The following is a 16,858-nucleotide window of genomic DNA, read 5'->3' as shown; positions in this document are numbered from 1 at the left end:
CGCGGAAGATCTCCGGGTCGGTATGCTCGTGCTGAAAGGCGTGGGCGACGCGCGGCAGCAGCCGCTCGCGCGCGTACGCATGCGCGGTGTCGCGGATCATGCGCTCGTCGTCACTCAGCTGCTCGTCGAGCAAGAAGGGATCGTCCCACTCGAACCGGCCCATGGTCGCCATCGTGTCGTTCCTCAACCTAACAGCCGGGCGCGGTGCTCGGCGATCCAGGGGCGCAAGGCCACGGGTTCACGGCCGAGCAGCGCGGCGAGATCGCCGATGCCGCGATAGAGCGCGGCGTGGTCGCGCTCCATGCGCCAGTCGGCGAGCAGGTAGTCGGCCGCCCGCGGGTCGCCCGTCATCGCCGTCAGCATCGGACCCACCGCGCGGCCGAACGCGTCCGGGTCGTCGACGTGGCGGATGGGCGTCCCCAGCTCCTCCGACAGCATCGCGGCGAGCGCGGAGAAGGACACGCCGTCCTCGCCGCTATTGAGGTGGAGGAGGCGCGGCGCGGCGGGCGGCGGGCCGGCCATCACCCGCGCCGCCGCTTCGCCCAGGTCGCGTGGGTCGATCCAGCACATCGGGCGGTCATAGGGGACGAGCAGCGTTCGCTCGTCGCGCAACGGCCCCGCGAAGTGGATCAAGAGGTCGTCCATGTAGTAGCCGAACACGTTGAGGAACGTGGCGGGCAGGCCCGACCGCTCGATCAGCGCGCGCGCCTCCAGATGGCCGCGCCTGCCGACCGGCCCCGATAATTCGGGCGGCAGGCGGTCCGCGGTCATTCCCGGCACCTCCGCCTGGACGCGCACCACATGCGGGCGCACGCCCGCCGCCTCCGCCGCGGCCAGCAGCACCTCCGCGCCGCGCCGTTCGGGAAAGAAGTCGGGCGTAACGACGAAGACCGCCTCCACGCCGGCGAGCGCGGCCTCGGTCGCCGCCTGGTCGAGATAGTCGACGACCGCCGCTTCCGCGCCGGGGAAGCGCTCGCCGAGCGCATCGCGCTTGGCCGCCGACGAGCTCGCCAGCCTGAGGCTCGCCGCGCCGTGCACGCGTGCGAGCGCGGCCGCGAGCGGGCCGCCGATGTGCCCGCTCGCGCCGAAGACGAGAAAGCGCGGGCCGCCGCTCACGCCGCCTCGGCGGCGAGCGCGCGGGCGAAGGTAAGGACGCCCGTCTGCTTGACGACGCGGGTACGGCCGTGGAGGTCGTCGAAGATGTAGTGCGGCAGGCTCGTCACGCCGGCGGCGCGCCAGGACTCGGTCTCGGCGAAGATGGCCGCGTCGTCCTCGTCGCCGCGCAGATACGCCCGAGCGCGCTCGGGATCGAGGCCGACCGCCTCCCCCTGCTCGACCAGCAGGTCATCGTCCACCACGCGCGCGTCCTCGAAGAAGGCGCGCGCGATCCGCTCGTACAGCTCGCCCTCTCGGCCGGGCGCCTCGCGCGAGGCGAGGCGGATCAGCCGGTGCGCGTCGATGGACGCTGGACCGCGCGTGATCCGCTCGAAGGCGAAGCGGATGCCGACGGGCTCGGCAACCGCGCGGATGCGGTCCCACATGGGCACGCGCAGCTCCTCGCCGTAGCGCTCGCGGAAGAAGGCGAGGAAGTCGTGCCCGCCCCGGTCGAAATGCGGGTAGAGCATGAACGGGCGCCAGCGCACCACCAGCGCCTCGGGCCGTATCCGCTCGACGGCGAGGTCGAAGTGGCGCTTGGCCACCAGGCTCCAAGGGCAGAGCAGGTCGTACACCACGTCGACGATCATGCTCGACGACTAGCGCGGAACGGCGCGCCCGGCCCGATAGAAGCGGGTAGCGGAGCGATGCGGGACGGGAATGACCCTTCCCGTCAGATCTCCCGCTGCAGCTCCGCGCCTACCTCCTTCAGGCGGTTCACGAAGCGCCGCGTCGAGCGGAGCATGACGCTGCGCCGGCGGTAGAACACGGCGATGGGGACCGGTGCCCAGATCGGCTCGGCGGTCTCGATCGGCACGAGGTGGCGATATTCCTCGACGCGCGTCACCAGCGCCTTGGGGAGGTAGCTGAGGAACGGCCCGTCCTTGAGCCATTGCGACATGAACAGGCTGGACGACACGCGCACGGCGACGTCCGGCCCCTTGCAGCCCGCGCGCCGGAAAGCGCCCGCGAGCCTGTCGTTCTCCGACTCGCTCGAGTCCGGCAGGATCCAGCGATAGCGCGCGAGGTCCGCCACCGCGACCGCGCCGCCGCCCGCGAGCGGATGCCCGCGGGCCGCCACCACGCCGATCACGTCCTGCAGCACGGGTTCGGCGTGGAGGTCGTCGTCGGCCGCGCCCGCGCCAACCGAGCCGATCATCACGTCGATCTCGCCGCGCCGGAGCCTGGCCGCGAGGTTGGCGCGCCCGTCCTGCACGAAGCTGATGCTGTTGGGCTCGCCGCCGTCGAGGAAGCGACGGACCGTCTCCGGCATGAGGTACTTCATCACGGTCGCGCCCGCGCCGACGCGCACTACGCCCGCGCCGCGGCCCTTCAACTCCGCCAAATGGTCGGTCGCGCGCGCGAGCTCCGAATTGACCAGGGCCGCATAGTCCAGGAACACGCGGCCATATTCGGTCAGCGACACGCCCGCGGGATGCCGCTCGAACAGCTGCACGCCGAGCGACTGCTCGAGGTTGCGGATGCTCTTGGACAAGGCGGGCTGGGTCAGGTGGAGCCGCTCGGCCGCCTGGCCGAAGCTGGAGGCGTTGACGATCTCCTCGAAGTGGCGAAGCTGCCTCAGTTCCACGCGCCTGATGCTAACCGGCGACGCCCGCCCGTCAAGCAAGCCCGAGCCGCAGGCGCAGGAACGCGCCCCCTTGGGCGATGGCGTGCCGCCCCTCCTCTAGCGCCGGGGCGAACAGGGGGAATACATGGCCCATGCCGACCCATTCCTGGAACACCGCTTGCGGCGCACGGTCGGCCAGGCGGCGCGCATCGTCGTAGAGCACCTCCTCCGAGCCCACCTGCACGAGCGTGGGCGGCAGCTCCGATAGGTCGGCGAACAGGGGAGAGGCGCGCGGATCGCGCGGGTCCGCGCCCCCCAGCCAGCGCGCGTTTGTGCCGTCGTCCGGGTCGACGAAGGCGTCGCGGGTGCGCCGTCCGATGATCGACGACCCGGAATTGGTGAGGTCTAGGTAAGGCGACACGAGCCATGCCGCGGCGAAGCCGGCTTTCTCCGCCCGCGCCGCCAGCGCGCCCAGCGCCAGGTTGCCGCCCGCCGAGTCCCCGCCGATCGTGCGCCGCTCGGGCGGCACGCCCTGCGCGTCGAGCCAGTCGCAGGCGGCGAGCGCGTCCTCGTGCGCGGCGGGGAACGGATGCTCGGGCGCGAGGCGGTAATCGGGTAGGAGCACCGACACGCGGGCGGCGCGCGCGACGTCGCAGGCGAAGCGCCGCCAGCTCGCGGACGATCCCAGCACGAACGCGCCGCCGTGGAACCAGAGGAGCACGCGGTCGGCGTCGCTCTCGGGCACCGTCACGCGCAAGCCGGTCAGGCCCGGCGCGAACGCGACGTCCTCGAACCGCGCGTCGGCGGGCAGCGGCGTGGCCGCGGCGCGCGCCTCGAACCCGGCGCGGCGCTGCTCCACCGGCAGGCCCTTAGGCGCGGCGCGCATGCCCGCCGCGATCGCGGCCGCCTCCTCAAGCGACATGCGCCAGCCCCTCCCCCGCCGTCCGGCGCAGCGCCGCCTTGTCGATCTTGCCCGCGGGCGTGCGCGGCAGCGCCTCCACGAAGGCGAAGCAGGTCGGGCGCTTGTACTTCACCAGCCGCTCGGCGCACCACGCCTCCAGCTCGGCCGCGTCCAGCGGGCCGCGGGCGACCACCCAGGCGCGGATCGCCTCGCCGCGATAGCCGTCGGGTACGCCCAGCGCCGCGGCCTCCGCGACCTGGGGGTGCGCCATGAGAGCCTCGTCCACCTCCCGCGGGTAGACGTTGAAACCGCCGACGATGGCCATGTCCTTGAGCCGGTCCTCGATCCACAGGACGCCGTTCTCGTCGATCCGGCCGGCGTCGCCCGTGCGGAGCCAGCCGCCCTCCAACGCCTCGGCGGTCGCGTCGGGGCGGCCGAGATAGCCGCGCATGATCTGGGGACCGCGCGCGGCGATCTCGCCGGTGGGTAGGATGCGGATCTCCGTTCCCGGCAGCGGCGTCCCCACGCTGCCGGGCGGCGCGGGCGCGTCGGGGCCGGCATAGGTGAGCACGGGGCCCGCCTCGCTCTGGCCATAGCCTTCGTAGATCGGCACGCCCGTCAGCGCCTCCCAACGCTCCAAGGTCGCGACCGAGAGCGGCGCGGAGCCGGAGTAGCAGGAGCGCAAGGTGGCGACGGCGTCGCGGGTCAGCCCGTCGTAGCCGAGCAGCGAGTTGAACACCGTCGGCCCGGCGGGCAGCCGCGTCGCGCGCCAGCCGCGGATCGCGTCGATCAGCGTGTCGGGCCGGTAGCGCGGCAGGATCACGAGCGTCCCCGCGGCGTAGGCGGCGAGGTGCAGCCCCATGGCGACCGCGAAGACGTGGAACAGCGGCATGGCGCAGGCGATCCGCTCGTCGCCCCGCACCGTCGGCAGCCGCGCCTCGCGCTGCGCGACGTTGGCCGCGACCGCACGGTGCGTCAGCAGCGCGCCCTTGGGCCGCCCCGTGGTGCCGCCGGTGAACTGGAGCACCGCATCGGCGTCCGGATCGACGGGCGGGAGCGCGACCGGCGGCAGGGGCTGGCCGAGCAGCTCGGCCACAAAGCCCATGTCGTCCTCGACCGCGAGCACGCGCCGGCCGGGGAAACGGTCGGCGATCTCGGCGTGCGCGATCACCAGCGCGGGGTCGGCGTCCTCCAGCATGGGCCGCAGCTCGTGCGCGGTGTAGTCGGGGTTGAGCGTGGCGGGCAGCAGCCTCGCACGCTGGACGGCGAAGACGCACACGCAGATCGCCAGGCCGTTGCGCAACGCGATCGCGACCGTGCGGCCCCGTTCGCGCGCGGCGAGCCGCCCGGCGAGCACCGTCACGGCGTGCGCGTACTCGGCATAGGTGAGCCGCGCCTCGCCGCAGGCCAGCGCCACCGCGTCCGGCCGTTCGGCGGCCGCGCGGTCGAGCAGGTCGAGCGTCGTTTCCGGGACCCATACCGGTCGGCCGTCGGCGTAACCGATCACGGGGGCGGTCACGGGGCCGGTCGTGGCGGCGGTCACCGCGCGTCCCCCACCCGGACCACCGCCGCCATCGCGGTGTCGCCCGCCGCGCAGCCCTGGAACAGGCCCACGCCGCCGCCGCGCATCTCCAGCTCCTCGATCAGCTCGACCAGCCCGCGCATCCCCGTCGGCCCTTGCGGGTGTCCCCAGATGAGCGAGCAGCCGTAGTTGTTCATCCGCTCGACGGGGAAGCCCGTCTCGCGCGCGAACACCGCGTCGTTGACCGCGAAGGGGTTGTGCGACTTGACCGCGTCCACCGCCCCCATGCCGACGCCGGCGGCCTCCAGCGCGCGCCGCGCCGCGGGCACGGGCGCCTCGGGCATCATCGCGGGCGCGACGCGCGCCTGGCCGAAGCCGAGGATTGCCACCTCGACGGGCGCGCGCGCCAGCGCGCGCGCGCGGTCGCGGCCGGCCACCACCAGCCCGGCCGCGCCGTCCGCCGGGTGCGTCTGGCCCGCATGGGTGACGGTGCCGCCCTCCGTCACGGGCTTCAGCGCGCGCAGCTTCGCCTCGTCGGGCGGCTGCACGCCCTCGTCCCCGTCGAGCAGGCCCGCGACCTTGGCGAAGCGGGCGTCGGGCGTTTCGAACGGCAGGTCCATGTAGCGCCGATGGAACGCGCGGTCGTCGGCCAGCGCGTCGGCATATTGGCCCTGGCGGCGGAGCGTGATCTCGTCCTGCTCGTCGCGGGTCACCTGGTATTTGGCCGCGACGCGCTCGGCGGTCTCGACCATGGCGACGCCGGCGAACGGGTCGCGCGCGAAATTGTCGAGCACCCAGGTCTCCTGCTCTCCCGCCCCGCCAGGTGCGCGGGGCCTGGGATAGGTGATCTGCGGGCCGTTCGATACGCGATCGCAGGTGAGCGCCAGCACGGCCTCCGCCCCGCCGGACGCGACCTCGCCCGCGGCGTAGGACACGCAGCGCAACGAGGTCGCGCAGGCCTGCATGATCGTCGGGCCGGCGAGGTGGCCCATGCCCATCAGCCCCGCGACATAGGGCAAGCCGTAGAAGCTGCCGCGCTGCGGCACGCTGAAGCCGAGCACGCCCGCGTCCAGCCGCGCCCCGTCGACGCCGCGCCTGGCGAGCGCGCGCTCCGCCGTCCAGGCGGCGAAGCGCAGGCTGTGCAGGTCCGCGAACGAGCCCTGCCAGCGCGCGAACGGCGTAGACCAATAGGCGCCGTAGGGGATGTAGGCGATCGGCTCGCCCGGCCCGGCCATCAGAGCGGCGCCAGCATCGCGTTGAAGGGCGCCTCCGCGTTGATCAGGTCGACGCGCTTCTCGGCGATGGTGAAGCGCCCGCCGCGGTCGCGCAATGTGTGCGTCACGCGGCCGCCGAACATGCGCAGGTCGTTCTCGAACCCGTCGCGGTTGCGGTATTCCAGCATGATCTGGCTGGAGGTGACGACGAGCTCGCCCTCCCCGTCCGCTCCGACGACGTCCCGCTCGATCCTGACGCCGGAGACGACGTGCGCCGTGCGGGGGGACGGCTCCGCCCCGAAGGCGCGCGGGTTGAGCAGGCGATGGGTGCGCGCCATCAGGATCTGCTTGTCGTCGTGGAAGTGCGACACGCCGTCGGCCGGGCTCCGCTGCTCGGGGTGGACCGGCACCCAGTAGCGGCAATCCTCGTCGAACAGCGCGAGCCAGGGCGTGAAGTCGCGGTCGTCGAGGAGCCGCGCCTCGTCCTCGATAAAGGCGCGCACCTCTTCGCGCCTGGCGCGCGCGTCGGCGGCGGACGGCTCCGGACGCAAGAGCTCGGCGGTCGCCATCAGCTGCGCCCCATGTACGCCGCCCAGGCGCGGAACTGATTGCGGATATAGCCTTCGGAGGTGGAGGGCTGGCGCGTCCACTCGTTGGTCGTTTCCCGATCCTCCCGCACGCCGCGGCTCATCGGGATCCATTCCTGGTCGCCCCAGGCATTGCCGTGGATCATGCGCTCGTAGAGCTCGAGGTCGTCGGAGATGACGGGCGATGCGGCGGAGTTCGCGCCCGTGCAATATTCGATCGCGTTGATCCTGGTCTCCTCCGGCGCGCCGGGAAAGGAGAAGGTGTAGCCGATCACCTCCGTCAGGTCGGGCTTGACCGGCCGCACGATGCGCACCGTCTGGTAGCGCGCGTGCCAGGTGGAGCTGGGATAGAGCAGCATCAGGTGGCGGTCGAGCCCCAGCACCTTGGCCGCCTTTTCCGGCCCATGCCGGGCGACGAGGGCCGCGTGGTAAGCGTTCTGCGTGTCGGGCGTGTAGTCCGCGCCCATGTGACCGCCGATATAGGAGTGGCCGCCGGGCGCGGTGACCATGTCGAGCTGCTGGAAGAAGCTGATCGGCTTGCCGTTGGCCATCATCATGCCAAGCGTGGGCTTGAGGTGCTCCGGCCCGCCCACCTCCTCGGCGACGTGCTTGGCCGAGACCACGGAGGCGGCGTGCGCGAAGCCGGGATGGATGGTGTCGTTCAGGTTCTCGAACGTCATCTTCCAGTTGCCGCGGTAATAATGCTTGAGCACGTATGGGCTGCACAGGACCTCGCCCGTCGGCGACCGGTCGACCAGGTCGTCGATCGTGGTCGACATGTGACCCAGGAAGTCGAGGAGCGGCGCGGCTTCCCGGTCGAGGCAGCCGAAGATGAAGCCGCGATACGCCTCCACGCGGGGCACGCGCGTCACCGCCCAATCGGCGGGGTCGAGCACCTCCTCGTAATTCTGCTTGTGGCTGATCGATTTGAGCGTCCCGTCGGCGGCGAAGAGCCAGCCGTGGTACGGGCACATATGGCCGCCGGGAGCTTGGCCCCGCTCGAAGGCGCAGAGCGTCGCGCCGCGGTGGGTGCAGCGGTTGAAGATGACCTTGACCGCGCCGTCCTTGTCGCGCGTGACGATCACCGCCTGCGTGCCGATGTGGCGGACCACATAGTCGCCCGCGTTCGGCACCTCGCTGTCGTGCGCGAGGTAGATCCAGGCGCGGCCGAAGATGCGGCGCATCTCCAGCCGGAACACGGCGGGGTCGGAGTAGACGGAGCGGTGCACCTCGTGGTCGCGCACCAGGTCCGCCGGCCCGATCCCGCCGATCCGCTCCTCCAGCATCGTCGCCATGCGTCATCGCTCCCGTTTCGCCTTACGGCTACGCCCCGCCTTCCGCGCCGCGTAGGAGCGCCGGGCGGCGACGCTCATGAAAGCTGGTTATGCCCGCCCGACCCGCTCGGCAGGTGACGCGCGCGGGCGGGGCGCTAGTCTCCGCGGACGAGGAGAACCGGATGCCCGCCGACCTGAGCCGATTGGAGCCGCCGCCCGCCGACCTGTTCGTGATCGACGCGGTGGTGCACCCGCTCAACCTCGACCGGGCCAACGTCGCGTCGCGCTACGGCGAGCAGTTGTGGCAGATGAGCTACGGCCTCCACCGCTTCCTGTCGCCGCCAGACCGGGTCGCGCCGCAATCCGTCTACATGACGGATATGCGCCCCGACCTGCTGGCGCGCACGATGTTCGAGGAGACGCGCACCGACGTCGCGGTGACGCACACCCTCCGGCTCGACAGCTGGTTCCGCGACGGCTTCGTCGCCGAGGCCAAGACGGTGGAGATGGTCCGCGACAATCCCGGTCGCGTGCTCGGCTATGTCGGGCTCGATCCCACGGGCGACCGCGGCGCGGTGCTCGACGACCTGGAGGCCCAGGTCGAGCGCCTGCCCGGCGCGATCGGCGTCAAGCTCTACCCGCACCAGATGGACCCGTACCGCCGCTGGCACGCCGACGACGAGGTGGTCACCGCCGTGATCGAGCGCGCGCGCGATCTCGGCATCCGGACCATCGCCATCCACAAGGCGCTGCCCAACGGGTCGGTGCCGCTCGACCCGTACCGCGTGGGCACGGACCTGGAGGTCGCGGCCGACGCGTTTCCGGACATGAACTTCGAGATCATCCATTCGGGCATGGCGTTCGTGGAGGAGACGGCGATGGCGGTGGGGCGCTTCCCCAACGTCTACGCCAACCTCGAGACCACCACCGCGCTCCTCTACCAGGCCCCGCAGCGCTTCGCCGCGGCGCTGGCGCTGCTGCTGCAATGGGGTGGGCCGGAGAAGATCCTGTGGGGCACGGGCTGCACGGTGGTGCACCCGCAGCACCTTATCGAGCTGTTCTGGAACCTGGAGCTCGACGAGCGCACGCAGGAGATGCACGGCGTGCCCCCGCTCTCGCCGGAGGTGAAGCGGCTGATCCTGGCCGGCAACTACGCGCGCATGACGGGGCTGAGCATCACCGCGCTGCAGGAGCGCCATGCGGGCGACCGCTACGCGCGCGCGCGGACCGAGGGGCTGAAGGCGCCGTGGAGCTGCTGGGCCGGTACGGCATGACGGTCGACGATCCGCTCGCGCAGCCGGGCGCAAGCTCCGACGACCCGCTCGCGCGGCCGGGCGCAAGCTTCGACGACCAGGTCCGCGCGGTCCTGTCGCGCATCCACGACCCGTGCAGCGTCGCGGCGGGGCGGCCGACCTCCGTGCTCGACCTCGGGCTGGTGCTCGGATGGGCGCTCGACGCGGGCGTGCTGACGGTGCGCTTCTGCGTGACGTTCCCCGGCTGCACCATGGCGCCGCATTTCACGGAAGCCGCAGCGCGAGACCTCCTGCTGCTGCCGGGCGTCGACCGGGTGGAGACGGTGGTCGACACCGCGCACGACTGGTCCCCGCCCCCGCCCCGCCCCATGGCGGGCAGGCCGCAGGCATGGCGGGAGCGCGTCGCCTCTTAGTCGCCGCAGAAGAAGGCGTCCCACGCCTTCTCGTCCAGCGCCATGTGCCAGACCTCGGCGAGCTTGCCGCCGTCGTCGACGCGCCAGAGCAGGCACTCCTTGGTCTCCAGCGTGCGCTCGCCCTTGCGCGCGCGCACCAAGGCCACGAGGACGACGTGGTGGTCGCTCCCGAAATAGTCGAGCGGCCAAGCCCAGTAGGCGTCGACGTTCGCCTGGAGCGCGGCGAAGCTGCCCATGATCGCGTCCCGGCCGACGAAGTCGCCCGCCAGCACGTTGTTCCCCGGCATGTGCCAGGTGATGTCCGGCGTCATGAGCCCGAACAGCGCGTCGAGGTCGCCCTGCTGGAACGCCTCGTGCGCGTTTTTCAGCAGGATGGCGTTGGGGTGGTCGCGCTCGGAGAAGGAGCGCAGCACAGGCGCCTCGCCCTCGCGCGCCAGCGCGTCGGTGTAGAAGCCGCTCATGCCCGCCCTCCCTTCACCTCGAACGCCACGTCGACATTGCCCCGCGTCGCGTTGGAGTAGGGGCAAACCTGGTGCGCCGCCTCGACCAGCGCCTCGGCGTCGGCTTGGGACAGGCCGGGCAGGCTGACCTCGTGCCGCACGCCGAGCCCGAAGCCGGGACCGTCGTCGCGCTGGCCGATCGAGACGTGGCCCGTGACGCTGGCCCCGCCCACGTCCAGCTTCTTCTGCCCGCCCACGAACTGCATGGCCGACAGGAAGCAGGCGGCGTAGCCGGCCGCGAAGAGCTGTTCGGGATTGGTGCCCGCGGCCCCGCCGCCGCCCATCTCCTTGGGCATGGCGAGCGCCACGTCGAGGGCGCCGTCGTCGGAACGGGCGCGGCCCTGGCGCCCCCCCTCGGCGGTGGCGTGGGCGGTGTACATCGGGGTCATGCGTCGGTCCTCCCTGCGGCCGCGGCTCGCGCGGCGAAATCGGCGTGACGGGTGAGCGGGCGGCCGACGATCGCCTCCGCCTGCGCTACCTCGTCGGGCGTGGCGACGCAGCCCATCTCCTGCGTTACCCGGATCATCTGGCGGAAGTCGTGCTCGATCCACGGGTCGAAGAAGGGCATGCTCGCGCGCATGCCGCCGATGAACGGCTCCGGATCATCGCCCGCATAGGCGACCGGCCGGCCGAGCACGCCCGACCAGCTCGCGGCGAACGCCTCGCCCGTCAGCCGTTCCGGCCCGCAGAGCGGCACCTCGCGGCCTCCCCAGCCGTCCTCCGTCAGCGCGCGCGCCGCGGCGGCGGCGATGTCGTCGGTGCTGACGGCCCAGACGCCCACCGAGCCGACGGGCAGCGGATAGGCGCCGCCATGCAGGATCGCGGGCAGCACGTTCAGGTCGTTCTGCTGGAACCAGTTGCACGCCAGCACCGTGCCGCCCGCTTCCCGCACCGCCGCCTGCATCGGCAGCTTGGCCTCGAAATGCGGAATGGCGCGCATCGCGTCGGCGTTCTGGATGCCGATCGCGACGATCCGGCCGACGCCCGCCCGGCGCATCGCCGCGACGAGCTTGGGCCCGAGCTCGCCCTCGTCGGGGCCGAGCGGCATGATCAGCAGCGCCGCGTCGCGTCCTTCGGCCGCGCGCTCCACCGCGTCCACGTCGCGCAGGTCGAGCGCGACGCCCCCATCGCCGCCGCGCGACGCGGGCGTCGCCTCATGGCCGCCGGCACGCAGCGCCGCCACGGTCGCCCGTCCGATCTTGCCCGTTCCGCCGGTCACAAGGATGTTCATACGCCCGATGATACCCGGTACGGACCGCGTCGCCAGCGCTTCGGAACCCGAGTTATCGGACCGGTCCGATCCTTCATGCCTGAAACAACCACAGCACGCGCGACAAGGCCGGCATGGTTACGCTGCTCACCGAGGCCCAGCGCCGCCGCCTGCTCCCCGCCGAGACGGGGCTGCCGCCGCTCCCCGTCCCGAGCCGGATCGTCTCCAACGGCGAGTTCACCCCGCCCCGCCAGAGCGCCCGGCTCCGATGCTATGAGCGCACCATGCTCGAGCGCGCCCGCGGCGACGCGGGCTGGCTGCGCCGGCCGGCGGCGATGGCGAGCGCCTTTTCCGCGCTGAACGAGGCGTTCGACGCACCGCACTTCCGTGTCGGTGAAAGCGAGGCGTCGGACGAGGACGCCGCCCGCGAGGCGCGCGCCGCGGCCGCGGGCCAGTTCGTGTTCGACGACCAAGTCCATTTTCTCAAAGACGACGCCGACCCCGAGCTGTTCCTGCCGCTTACGTCGCTTATCGAGTTGTCGGCGCAGATGCTGGGGCTCGGGCATGCGGGACGGTTCAAGCTCGACGACATCAAGTTCGCGACGTTCCTGAAGGACATCTACCTCGACTCCGACACCAAGGTCGCGCTGCTGTCGGGAGCGCCGTCGGAGACGGAGGCCGGGTGGATGCTGACCAACGACATGATGGCGGCCGCGCGCGCGGCGGTGAACGACGCGGCGGGCGGTCGGCGGCTGCTGACCCACGCCGTGCTCGCGCCCGGCCATCCCGGCTGGCTCGACGAAGTGGACCGCGTCCACGAGCTGGTCCGGCCGGAAGGGTGGAAGGGCTATTCGGTGGGCGAGCCCTTCTCGCCCTCGCACCACCGCTGGCGGCTGGACGACGAGGCGCTGATGTACCCCGCCTATGAGCGCATGGTGCGCGCCGGGGTGCGCAACTTCTGCATCCACAAGGGGCTGCTTCCCGCCGACGCGGACGTGCTGATGCCGGGCGCGGAGCCCTTCGCCAAGGTGGACGACCTCGGCCGCGCGGCGAAGGACTGGCCGCAGCTGAACTTCGTCATCTACCACGCCGCCTACCGGACGATACCGCAGCCGACGGAGGCGGAGCTGGAGCGCTTCGAGCGCTCGGGGAGGATCGATTGGGTCACCGACCTCGCCGAGATCCCGGCCAAATGGGGCGTCACGAACGTGTACGCCGACATCGGCGCGAGCTTCGCCTTCACCGTGCTCACCCATCCGCGGCTCGCGGCGGCGATGGTGGGGACGCTGGTGAACGGCCTGGGGGCGGACCATGTGCTCTGGGGCACGGATTCGGTCTGGTACGGCAGCCCGCAATGGCAGATCGAGGCGTTCCGCCGCCTGCGGATGCCCGACGACCTGGCGGAGCGGTTCGGCCTGCCCGACCTCGGTCCCGCGGACGGGCCGCTCAAAGCCATGATCCTGGGATTGAACGGCGCGCGGCTCTATGGGCTCGATCCCGACGACTATGCGCGGGGCGGCGTGGAGACGGCGCACCTGGACGGCATCGTCGCCGACTATCGCGCGCGGGGCGGCGGGCCGTCCAACCTCGTCTACGGCTACGCGGACCCGAGCTGATGCTCCACGGCAAGGTCGTCCTGGTCACGGGCGCGGCGAGCGGCATCGGCGCGGCCGCGGCGCGGCTGTTCGCGAGCTACGGCGCGCGGCTCGCGCTGCTGGACCGCGACGAGGAGGTGGCGGCGCTCGCGGCGGAGCTGCCGGACGCGGTCGCGCTTCCGTACGACGTCGCCGACCGCGACGCGGTGTTCGCGGCGGTCGAGCAGGCGGCGGCCCGCTTCGGCCGGTTGGACGGCGCGTTCAACAACGCCGGGATCGAGGGCCTCGGCGGCGGCATGGCCCCGACCGAGGGCTATCCCGCCGACGAGTTCGAGCGCGTGCTGGCGGTCAACGTCCGCGGCGTGTTCAACTGCTTGGCGGCCGAGCTGCCGCGGCTCCCGCCCGGCGGCGCGGTGGTGAACACCGCGTCCGTGCTGGGCTGGCTCGGCGGCCCGGGCCAGGCCGCCTATGCCGCATCCAAGCACGCGGTGGTGGGCCTCACGCGCTCGGCCGCGCTGGAGCAGGCGGCGCGCGGCGTGCGGGTCAACGCGATCCTGCCGGGCGCGGTCGCCACGCCCATGTTGCTGGAGCGCGGCTTCCGCGCCAATCCCGACTTCGCCGAGGCCGCGCCCGGCGCGCACCCGATGGGCCGCATCGCCCGGCCGGAGGAGGTCGCGGAGGGCGCGGCGTGGCTCCTGTCGGACAAGGCGAGCTTCGTGACGGGTCACACGCTCGCGATCGACGGCGGGCTGTCCGCGCGATGAGCACGCGCCGCCTCCTGAACGAGCAGATCGAGCGGCTGTGGAACGGCGGCGAGATCGAGCTGGTCCGCCGCAACTACCGCGCCGACTGCGTCGACCATATGCCCGTGCCGGGCCAGCAGGCGGGGTTGGGCGGCATGGAGGAGGTGGTGCGCGCCTTCCGCACCGCCATGCCCGACCTCCGCATGACGCTGCACGGCACGATCGTGAACGGCGACCGTGGTTGCGATTGGTGGACGCTGACGGGCACGCACACCGGCCCGCTATTCGGTCGGGAGCCCACGGGAGCGCGCGTCGAGTTCAGCGGCATCGACATGGTCCGCACGGACGGTGAGCGGGTGGCCGAGTTGTGGCATGTGGAGGAGCTGCTTCAGTTCGAGATGCAGCTGGGCGACCTGCCCGGCGGTTTCGGCGCGCCGACCGAGGGATATGCGCCGACCGACTCCGGTCCCTACGATCCCGGCGCGGGGGCGTGGACGCCCGATCCGGGAACGCTCAGCGAGCTGGAGCGCCGGAACCTGGCGGTCGCGCGCGAGCATATCGAGGAGATCTGGGCCAAGGGGAACGAGGACGCCGCGCGCCGCCTCTATGCGCCCGACGTCGTCGACCGGAACCCCGCGCCCGGCCAGCGGGCCGGGGTGGACGGCATACTCGACGTGCTCGGCTGGCTGCGGGAGGCCGCGCCCGATCTGCGCATGGCGATCGGGGCCTATCTGGTCGAGGGCGAGTGGGCAGCGGACCGCTGGGTGATGACGGGCACGCACACGGGCGCGCCGCTCATGGGTCTTCCCGCGCGCGGCCGGCGGTTCCGCATCAACGGCATGGACGTGGTCCATATCCGGCCCGACGGGCTGATCGATCAGGTATTCCACGTCGAGGAGTTCGCGAGCCTCCGCGCGCAGATCGGTTAAGGGATCACCGCCGTGGTCTCGATCTCGATGCGCGCCTCCGCCTCCATAAGGCCGGCCACCTGCACCACGGCCATGGCGGGGTAGTTGCGGCCCATCGCCTCGCGATAGGCCGCGCCGATCGCGGGGAGGTTGTCGAGATAGTCGCGCCGGTCGACCACGTACCAGGTCATGCGCACCACATGCTCCGGCCCCGCCCCGGCCTCCGCGAGGATGGCGAGCGTGGAGCGCAGGATGCGGCGGAACTGGCCGGGAAGGTCGCGGTCCACCCAGCGTTCCTGCTCGTCCCAGCCGATGATGCCGCCCGTCCAGACGGTGCGCCCCTCAGCGAGCACGCCGTTCGAGTAGCCGCGCGGGCGCGGCCAGCCGGGCGGCAGCAGGACGCGGTGCGCGCTCACGCGGACCCCGGCATGATCGCCGCGCGCCAATCGTCGGGCCAGGGCGTCGCGCGCATCGCGGCGAGGTCCACGAGCACCTGGCGCAGCTCCGCCTCGAACCGCGGCTCGCCGCCGCACGAGCCGGCGACGAAGAGGTCGAGCGAGCTCCGCCCCAGCGCCGCTACCCGGACCTCCAGCCGGAGCAGGTCGTCCAACCGGCTCGGCCGGAGGAACCGCGCGCGCGTGTCCACCACGGGCGTGCCCAGCCGCCGGTCGAGGTGCGTCGCGCCCCTGCCCGCGCCCAGCGTCCCGCGCGACCAGTCCTCCACGGCGCCGTCGATCATCTCCCACAGGCGCGGGAAGTAGACGATCCCCGCCGCGTCCACGTGCGCGAACCTGACGCGGCGTTCGACCGCGAAGCTCATGCGGCCGCCGGGGCGGCGGGCCCGCGCGACGGCGCGGCCTCCGCGAGATGCTGCCGCGCGATCACCACCCTCTGCACCTCGGACGCGCCTTCGTAGATGCGCAAGGCTCGGACCTCGCGGTAGAGCCGCTCGACGGGCACGCCGCTCACCACGCCCAGGCCGCCGAAGATCTGCACAGCCTTGTCCACCACCGCCTGCGCGGCTTCGGTGGCGTGGAGCTTGGCCATCGCCGCTTCGCGCGTGTTGCGGCGGCCCGCCGCGTCGCGCGTCCAGGCGGCGCGGTAGACGAGCAGCGCGGACGCGTCGACGTCGAGCGCCATCTCCGCGAGCTTGGACTGGGTGATCGCGTTGTCGGCGAGCGCCTGGCCGAACAGCCGCCGTTCCTTCGCGCGCGCCGTCGCCTCGTCGAGCGCCCGCCGGGCGAAGCCGAGCGCCGCCGCGCCCACCGTGGTGCGGAACACGTCCAGCGTCGCCATCGCCTGCGCGAAGCCGCGCCCCGGCTCGCCCAGCAGCGCGTCGGCGGGGAGGCGGCAGTCGTCGAAGCGGAGCGTCGCCAGCGGGTGCGGCGCGATCACGGCGATGCGCTCGGCGATCCGGAGGCCGGGCGCGTCCGCGTCCACCACGAAGGCGGACAGGCCCTTGGCGCCCGGCGCCTCGCCCGTGCGCGCGAAGAGCACATAGTGGTCGGCGATGCCGCCGTTCGAGATATAGGTCTTGGCCCCGTCCACGCGCCAGCCGTTCCCCGCCCGGACGGCCGCCGTCTCCATGTTCGCCACGTCCGACCCGCTCGCGAGCTCGGTCAGCGCGAAGGCGGCGACGCGCGTGCCCGAGACCACGTCCGGCAGATAACGCGCGCGCTGCGCGTCCGAGCCGAACAGCGTGATCGTTCCCGATCCGAGCCCCTGCATGGCGAAGGCGAAGTCGGCCAGGCCGTCGTGCCGCGCCAGCGTCTCGCGGATCAGGCACAGCGAGCGCACGTCGATCGCCTCGCGCGCGCCACCGTAAGCCGCGGGCACGACGTAGCGCAGCCAGCCGCCCTCGCCCAACCGCCGCACCAGGTCGCGCGTCGCGCCGTCCACGTCCGCCTCGTCATGGCCCCGGCCCAGCTCGCGCGCGCACCAGTCCTCCAGCGCGTCCGCGAGCCGCCGGTGCCCGTCGTCGAGGAACGGCCAGTCCAGGAAGGTGCGGTCGGCCAC

19 protein-coding genes and 1 pseudogene are annotated in these 16,858 nt (G+C 72.6%); 5 read left to right on the top strand and 15 right to left on the bottom strand.

Annotated features, from left to right (window positions below; translation table 11 throughout):
- The 9 genes and pseudogenes from CKY28_RS19150 to CKY28_RS16805 form a co-directional block, all read right to left on the bottom strand.
- Positions 1 to 172: pseudogene (locus tag CKY28_RS19150) on the bottom strand (acyl-CoA dehydrogenase); the annotation flags it as partial.
- An 11-nt stretch (positions 173 to 183) separates the two neighbouring features.
- A complete protein-coding gene (locus CKY28_RS16845) occupies positions 184 to 1,116 on the bottom strand; it encodes an NmrA family NAD(P)-binding protein (RefSeq protein ID WP_176473152.1) in 933 nt (310 codons plus the stop codon).
- Complete coding sequence (locus tag CKY28_RS16840) at positions 1,113 to 1,745, bottom strand: DsbA family oxidoreductase (protein WP_095999532.1); 633 nt, start codon at positions 1,743 to 1,745, stop codon at positions 1,113 to 1,115. The genes CKY28_RS16845 and CKY28_RS16840 overlap by 4 nt, the downstream gene beginning before the upstream one ends.
- A gap of 83 nt (positions 1,746 to 1,828) precedes the next feature.
- The gene (locus CKY28_RS16835) at positions 1,829 to 2,743 is read right to left on the bottom strand and encodes a LysR family transcriptional regulator (RefSeq protein WP_176473151.1); all 915 of its coding nucleotides are present in this window, start codon (positions 2,741 to 2,743) and stop codon (positions 1,829 to 1,831) included.
- Between the two features lie 31 nt (positions 2,744 to 2,774).
- Positions 2,775 to 3,644 carry an alpha/beta hydrolase fold domain-containing protein gene (locus CKY28_RS16830; RefSeq protein ID WP_095999530.1) on the bottom strand — a complete coding sequence of 290 codons (870 nt, stop codon included), beginning with the start codon at positions 3,642 to 3,644 and terminating at the stop codon, positions 2,775 to 2,777.
- Positions 3,634 to 5,166 carry an AMP-binding protein gene (locus CKY28_RS18835; protein ID WP_176473150.1) on the bottom strand — a complete coding sequence of 511 codons (1,533 nt, stop codon included), beginning with the start codon at positions 5,164 to 5,166 and terminating at the stop codon, positions 3,634 to 3,636. Before CKY28_RS18835 ends, CKY28_RS16830 begins: the two co-directional genes overlap by 11 nt.
- Complete coding sequence (locus tag CKY28_RS16815; protein WP_095999528.1) at positions 5,163 to 6,380, bottom strand: thiolase family protein; 1,218 nt, start codon at positions 6,378 to 6,380, stop codon at positions 5,163 to 5,165. Before CKY28_RS16815 ends, CKY28_RS18835 begins: the two co-directional genes overlap by 4 nt.
- Entirely contained in the window at positions 6,380 to 6,928 is a 549-nt protein-coding gene (locus tag CKY28_RS16810; RefSeq protein ID WP_095999527.1) for an aromatic-ring-hydroxylating dioxygenase subunit beta, read from the bottom strand. The genes CKY28_RS16815 and CKY28_RS16810 overlap by 1 nt, the downstream gene beginning before the upstream one ends.
- Entirely contained in the window at positions 6,928 to 8,241 is a 1,314-nt protein-coding gene (locus CKY28_RS16805; protein WP_095999526.1) for an aromatic ring-hydroxylating oxygenase subunit alpha, read from the bottom strand. The genes CKY28_RS16810 and CKY28_RS16805 overlap by 1 nt, the downstream gene beginning before the upstream one ends.
- An 89-nt stretch (positions 8,242 to 8,330) precedes the next feature.
- Between CKY28_RS16805 and CKY28_RS16800 the strand changes: the two genes are divergently transcribed.
- Positions 8,331 to 9,494 carry an amidohydrolase family protein gene (locus tag CKY28_RS16800; RefSeq protein WP_095999525.1) on the top strand — a complete coding sequence of 388 codons (1,164 nt, stop codon included), beginning with the start codon at positions 8,331 to 8,333 and terminating at the stop codon, positions 9,492 to 9,494.
- Entirely contained in the window at positions 9,467 to 9,886 is a 420-nt protein-coding gene (locus tag CKY28_RS16795) for an iron-sulfur cluster assembly protein (RefSeq protein ID WP_095999524.1), read from the top strand. Before CKY28_RS16800 ends, CKY28_RS16795 begins: the two co-directional genes overlap by 28 nt.
- On the opposite strand, the gene CKY28_RS16790 is transcribed toward CKY28_RS16795, so the two are convergent.
- Genes CKY28_RS16790 through CKY28_RS16780 form a run of 3 tightly spaced genes read right to left on the bottom strand, consistent with a single transcriptional unit; the run spans position 9,883 to position 11,617 of the window.
- A complete protein-coding gene (locus tag CKY28_RS16790) occupies positions 9,883 to 10,347 on the bottom strand; it encodes a nuclear transport factor 2 family protein (RefSeq protein WP_095999523.1) in 465 nt (154 codons plus the stop codon). The two genes, CKY28_RS16795 and CKY28_RS16790, sit on opposite strands and share 4 nt — an antisense overlap.
- Positions 10,344 to 10,775, bottom strand: coding sequence for an organic hydroperoxide resistance protein (locus tag CKY28_RS16785; protein ID WP_095999522.1), 432 nt, complete (start codon positions 10,773 to 10,775; stop codon positions 10,344 to 10,346). The genes CKY28_RS16790 and CKY28_RS16785 overlap by 4 nt, the downstream gene beginning before the upstream one ends.
- Entirely contained in the window at positions 10,772 to 11,617 is an 846-nt protein-coding gene (locus tag CKY28_RS16780; RefSeq protein WP_095999521.1) for an SDR family oxidoreductase, read from the bottom strand. The genes CKY28_RS16785 and CKY28_RS16780 overlap by 4 nt, the downstream gene beginning before the upstream one ends.
- A 113-nt stretch (positions 11,618 to 11,730) precedes the next feature.
- On the opposite strand from CKY28_RS16780, the gene CKY28_RS16775 reads away from it, so the two are divergent.
- The 3 genes from CKY28_RS16775 to CKY28_RS16765 are packed head-to-tail and all read left to right on the top strand — an operon-like array spanning position 11,731 to position 14,863.
- Positions 11,731 to 13,212 (top strand): amidohydrolase family protein, encoded by a 1,482-nt coding sequence (locus CKY28_RS16775; protein ID WP_095999520.1) that lies wholly within the window; start codon positions 11,731 to 11,733, stop codon positions 13,210 to 13,212.
- A complete protein-coding gene (locus tag CKY28_RS16770; RefSeq protein WP_095999519.1) occupies positions 13,212 to 13,955 on the top strand; it encodes an SDR family NAD(P)-dependent oxidoreductase in 744 nt (247 codons plus the stop codon). Before CKY28_RS16775 ends, CKY28_RS16770 begins: the two co-directional genes overlap by 1 nt.
- Positions 13,952 to 14,863, top strand: coding sequence for an ester cyclase (locus CKY28_RS16765; protein ID WP_095999518.1), 912 nt, complete (start codon positions 13,952 to 13,954; stop codon positions 14,861 to 14,863). The genes CKY28_RS16770 and CKY28_RS16765 overlap by 4 nt, the downstream gene beginning before the upstream one ends.
- Here the strand turns inward: CKY28_RS16765 and CKY28_RS16760 are convergent.
- Genes CKY28_RS16760 through CKY28_RS16750 form a run of 3 tightly spaced genes read right to left on the bottom strand, consistent with a single transcriptional unit; the run spans position 14,860 to position 16,858 of the window.
- Complete coding sequence (locus CKY28_RS16760) at positions 14,860 to 15,258, bottom strand: RidA family protein (protein ID WP_095999517.1); 399 nt, start codon at positions 15,256 to 15,258, stop codon at positions 14,860 to 14,862. The genes CKY28_RS16765 and CKY28_RS16760 overlap by 4 nt on opposite strands.
- Positions 15,255 to 15,662, bottom strand: a complete 408-nt coding sequence (locus tag CKY28_RS16755; RefSeq protein ID WP_095999516.1) for an acyl-CoA thioesterase — start codon at positions 15,660 to 15,662, stop codon at positions 15,255 to 15,257. Before CKY28_RS16755 ends, CKY28_RS16760 begins: the two co-directional genes overlap by 4 nt.
- Positions 15,659 to 16,858, bottom strand: a complete 1,200-nt coding sequence (locus CKY28_RS16750; RefSeq protein WP_095999515.1) for an acyl-CoA dehydrogenase family protein — start codon at positions 16,856 to 16,858, stop codon at positions 15,659 to 15,661. The genes CKY28_RS16755 and CKY28_RS16750 overlap by 4 nt, the downstream gene beginning before the upstream one ends.

This window comes from Sphingomonas lenta, assembly GCF_002288825.1.
Taxonomy (GTDB): domain Bacteria; phylum Pseudomonadota; class Alphaproteobacteria; order Sphingomonadales; family Sphingomonadaceae; genus Sphingomonas; species Sphingomonas lenta.
The sequence above is the reverse complement of the archived record's forward strand: the minus strand, read 5'-3'. Positions and strand labels throughout refer to the sequence as shown.

Coding starts and splice junctions, on each gene's coding strand:
- CKY28_RS16815 (WP_095999528.1), bottom strand. CDS start 6,380: ATGGCCGGGCCGGGCGAGCCGATCGCCTACATCCCCTACGGCGCCTAT.
- CKY28_RS16800 (WP_095999525.1), top strand. CDS start 8,331: ATGCCCGCCCGACCCGCTCGGCAGGTGACGCGCGCGGGCGGGGCGCTA.
- CKY28_RS16840 (WP_095999532.1), bottom strand. CDS start 1,745: ATGATCGTCGACGTGGTGTACGACCTGCTCTGCCCTTGGAGCCTGGTG.
- CKY28_RS16790 (WP_095999523.1), bottom strand. CDS start 10,347: ATGAGCGGCTTCTACACCGACGCGCTGGCGCGCGAGGGCGAGGCGCCT.
- CKY28_RS16775 (WP_095999520.1), top strand. CDS start 11,731: ATGGTTACGCTGCTCACCGAGGCCCAGCGCCGCCGCCTGCTCCCCGCC.
- CKY28_RS16805 (WP_095999526.1), bottom strand. CDS start 8,241: ATGGCGACGATGCTGGAGGAGCGGATCGGCGGGATCGGGCCGGCGGAC.
- CKY28_RS16830 (WP_095999530.1), bottom strand. CDS start 3,644: ATGTCGCTTGAGGAGGCGGCCGCGATCGCGGCGGGCATGCGCGCCGCG.
- CKY28_RS16755 (WP_095999516.1), bottom strand. CDS start 15,662: ATGAGCTTCGCGGTCGAACGCCGCGTCAGGTTCGCGCACGTGGACGCG.
- CKY28_RS16780 (WP_095999521.1), bottom strand. CDS start 11,617: ATGAACATCCTTGTGACCGGCGGAACGGGCAAGATCGGACGGGCGACC.
- CKY28_RS16770 (WP_095999519.1), top strand. CDS start 13,212: ATGCTCCACGGCAAGGTCGTCCTGGTCACGGGCGCGGCGAGCGGCATC.
- CKY28_RS16765 (WP_095999518.1), top strand. CDS start 13,952: ATGAGCACGCGCCGCCTCCTGAACGAGCAGATCGAGCGGCTGTGGAAC.
- CKY28_RS16810 (WP_095999527.1), bottom strand. CDS start 6,928: ATGGCGACCGCCGAGCTCTTGCGTCCGGAGCCGTCCGCCGCCGACGCG.
- CKY28_RS16785 (WP_095999522.1), bottom strand. CDS start 10,775: ATGACCCCGATGTACACCGCCCACGCCACCGCCGAGGGGGGGCGCCAG.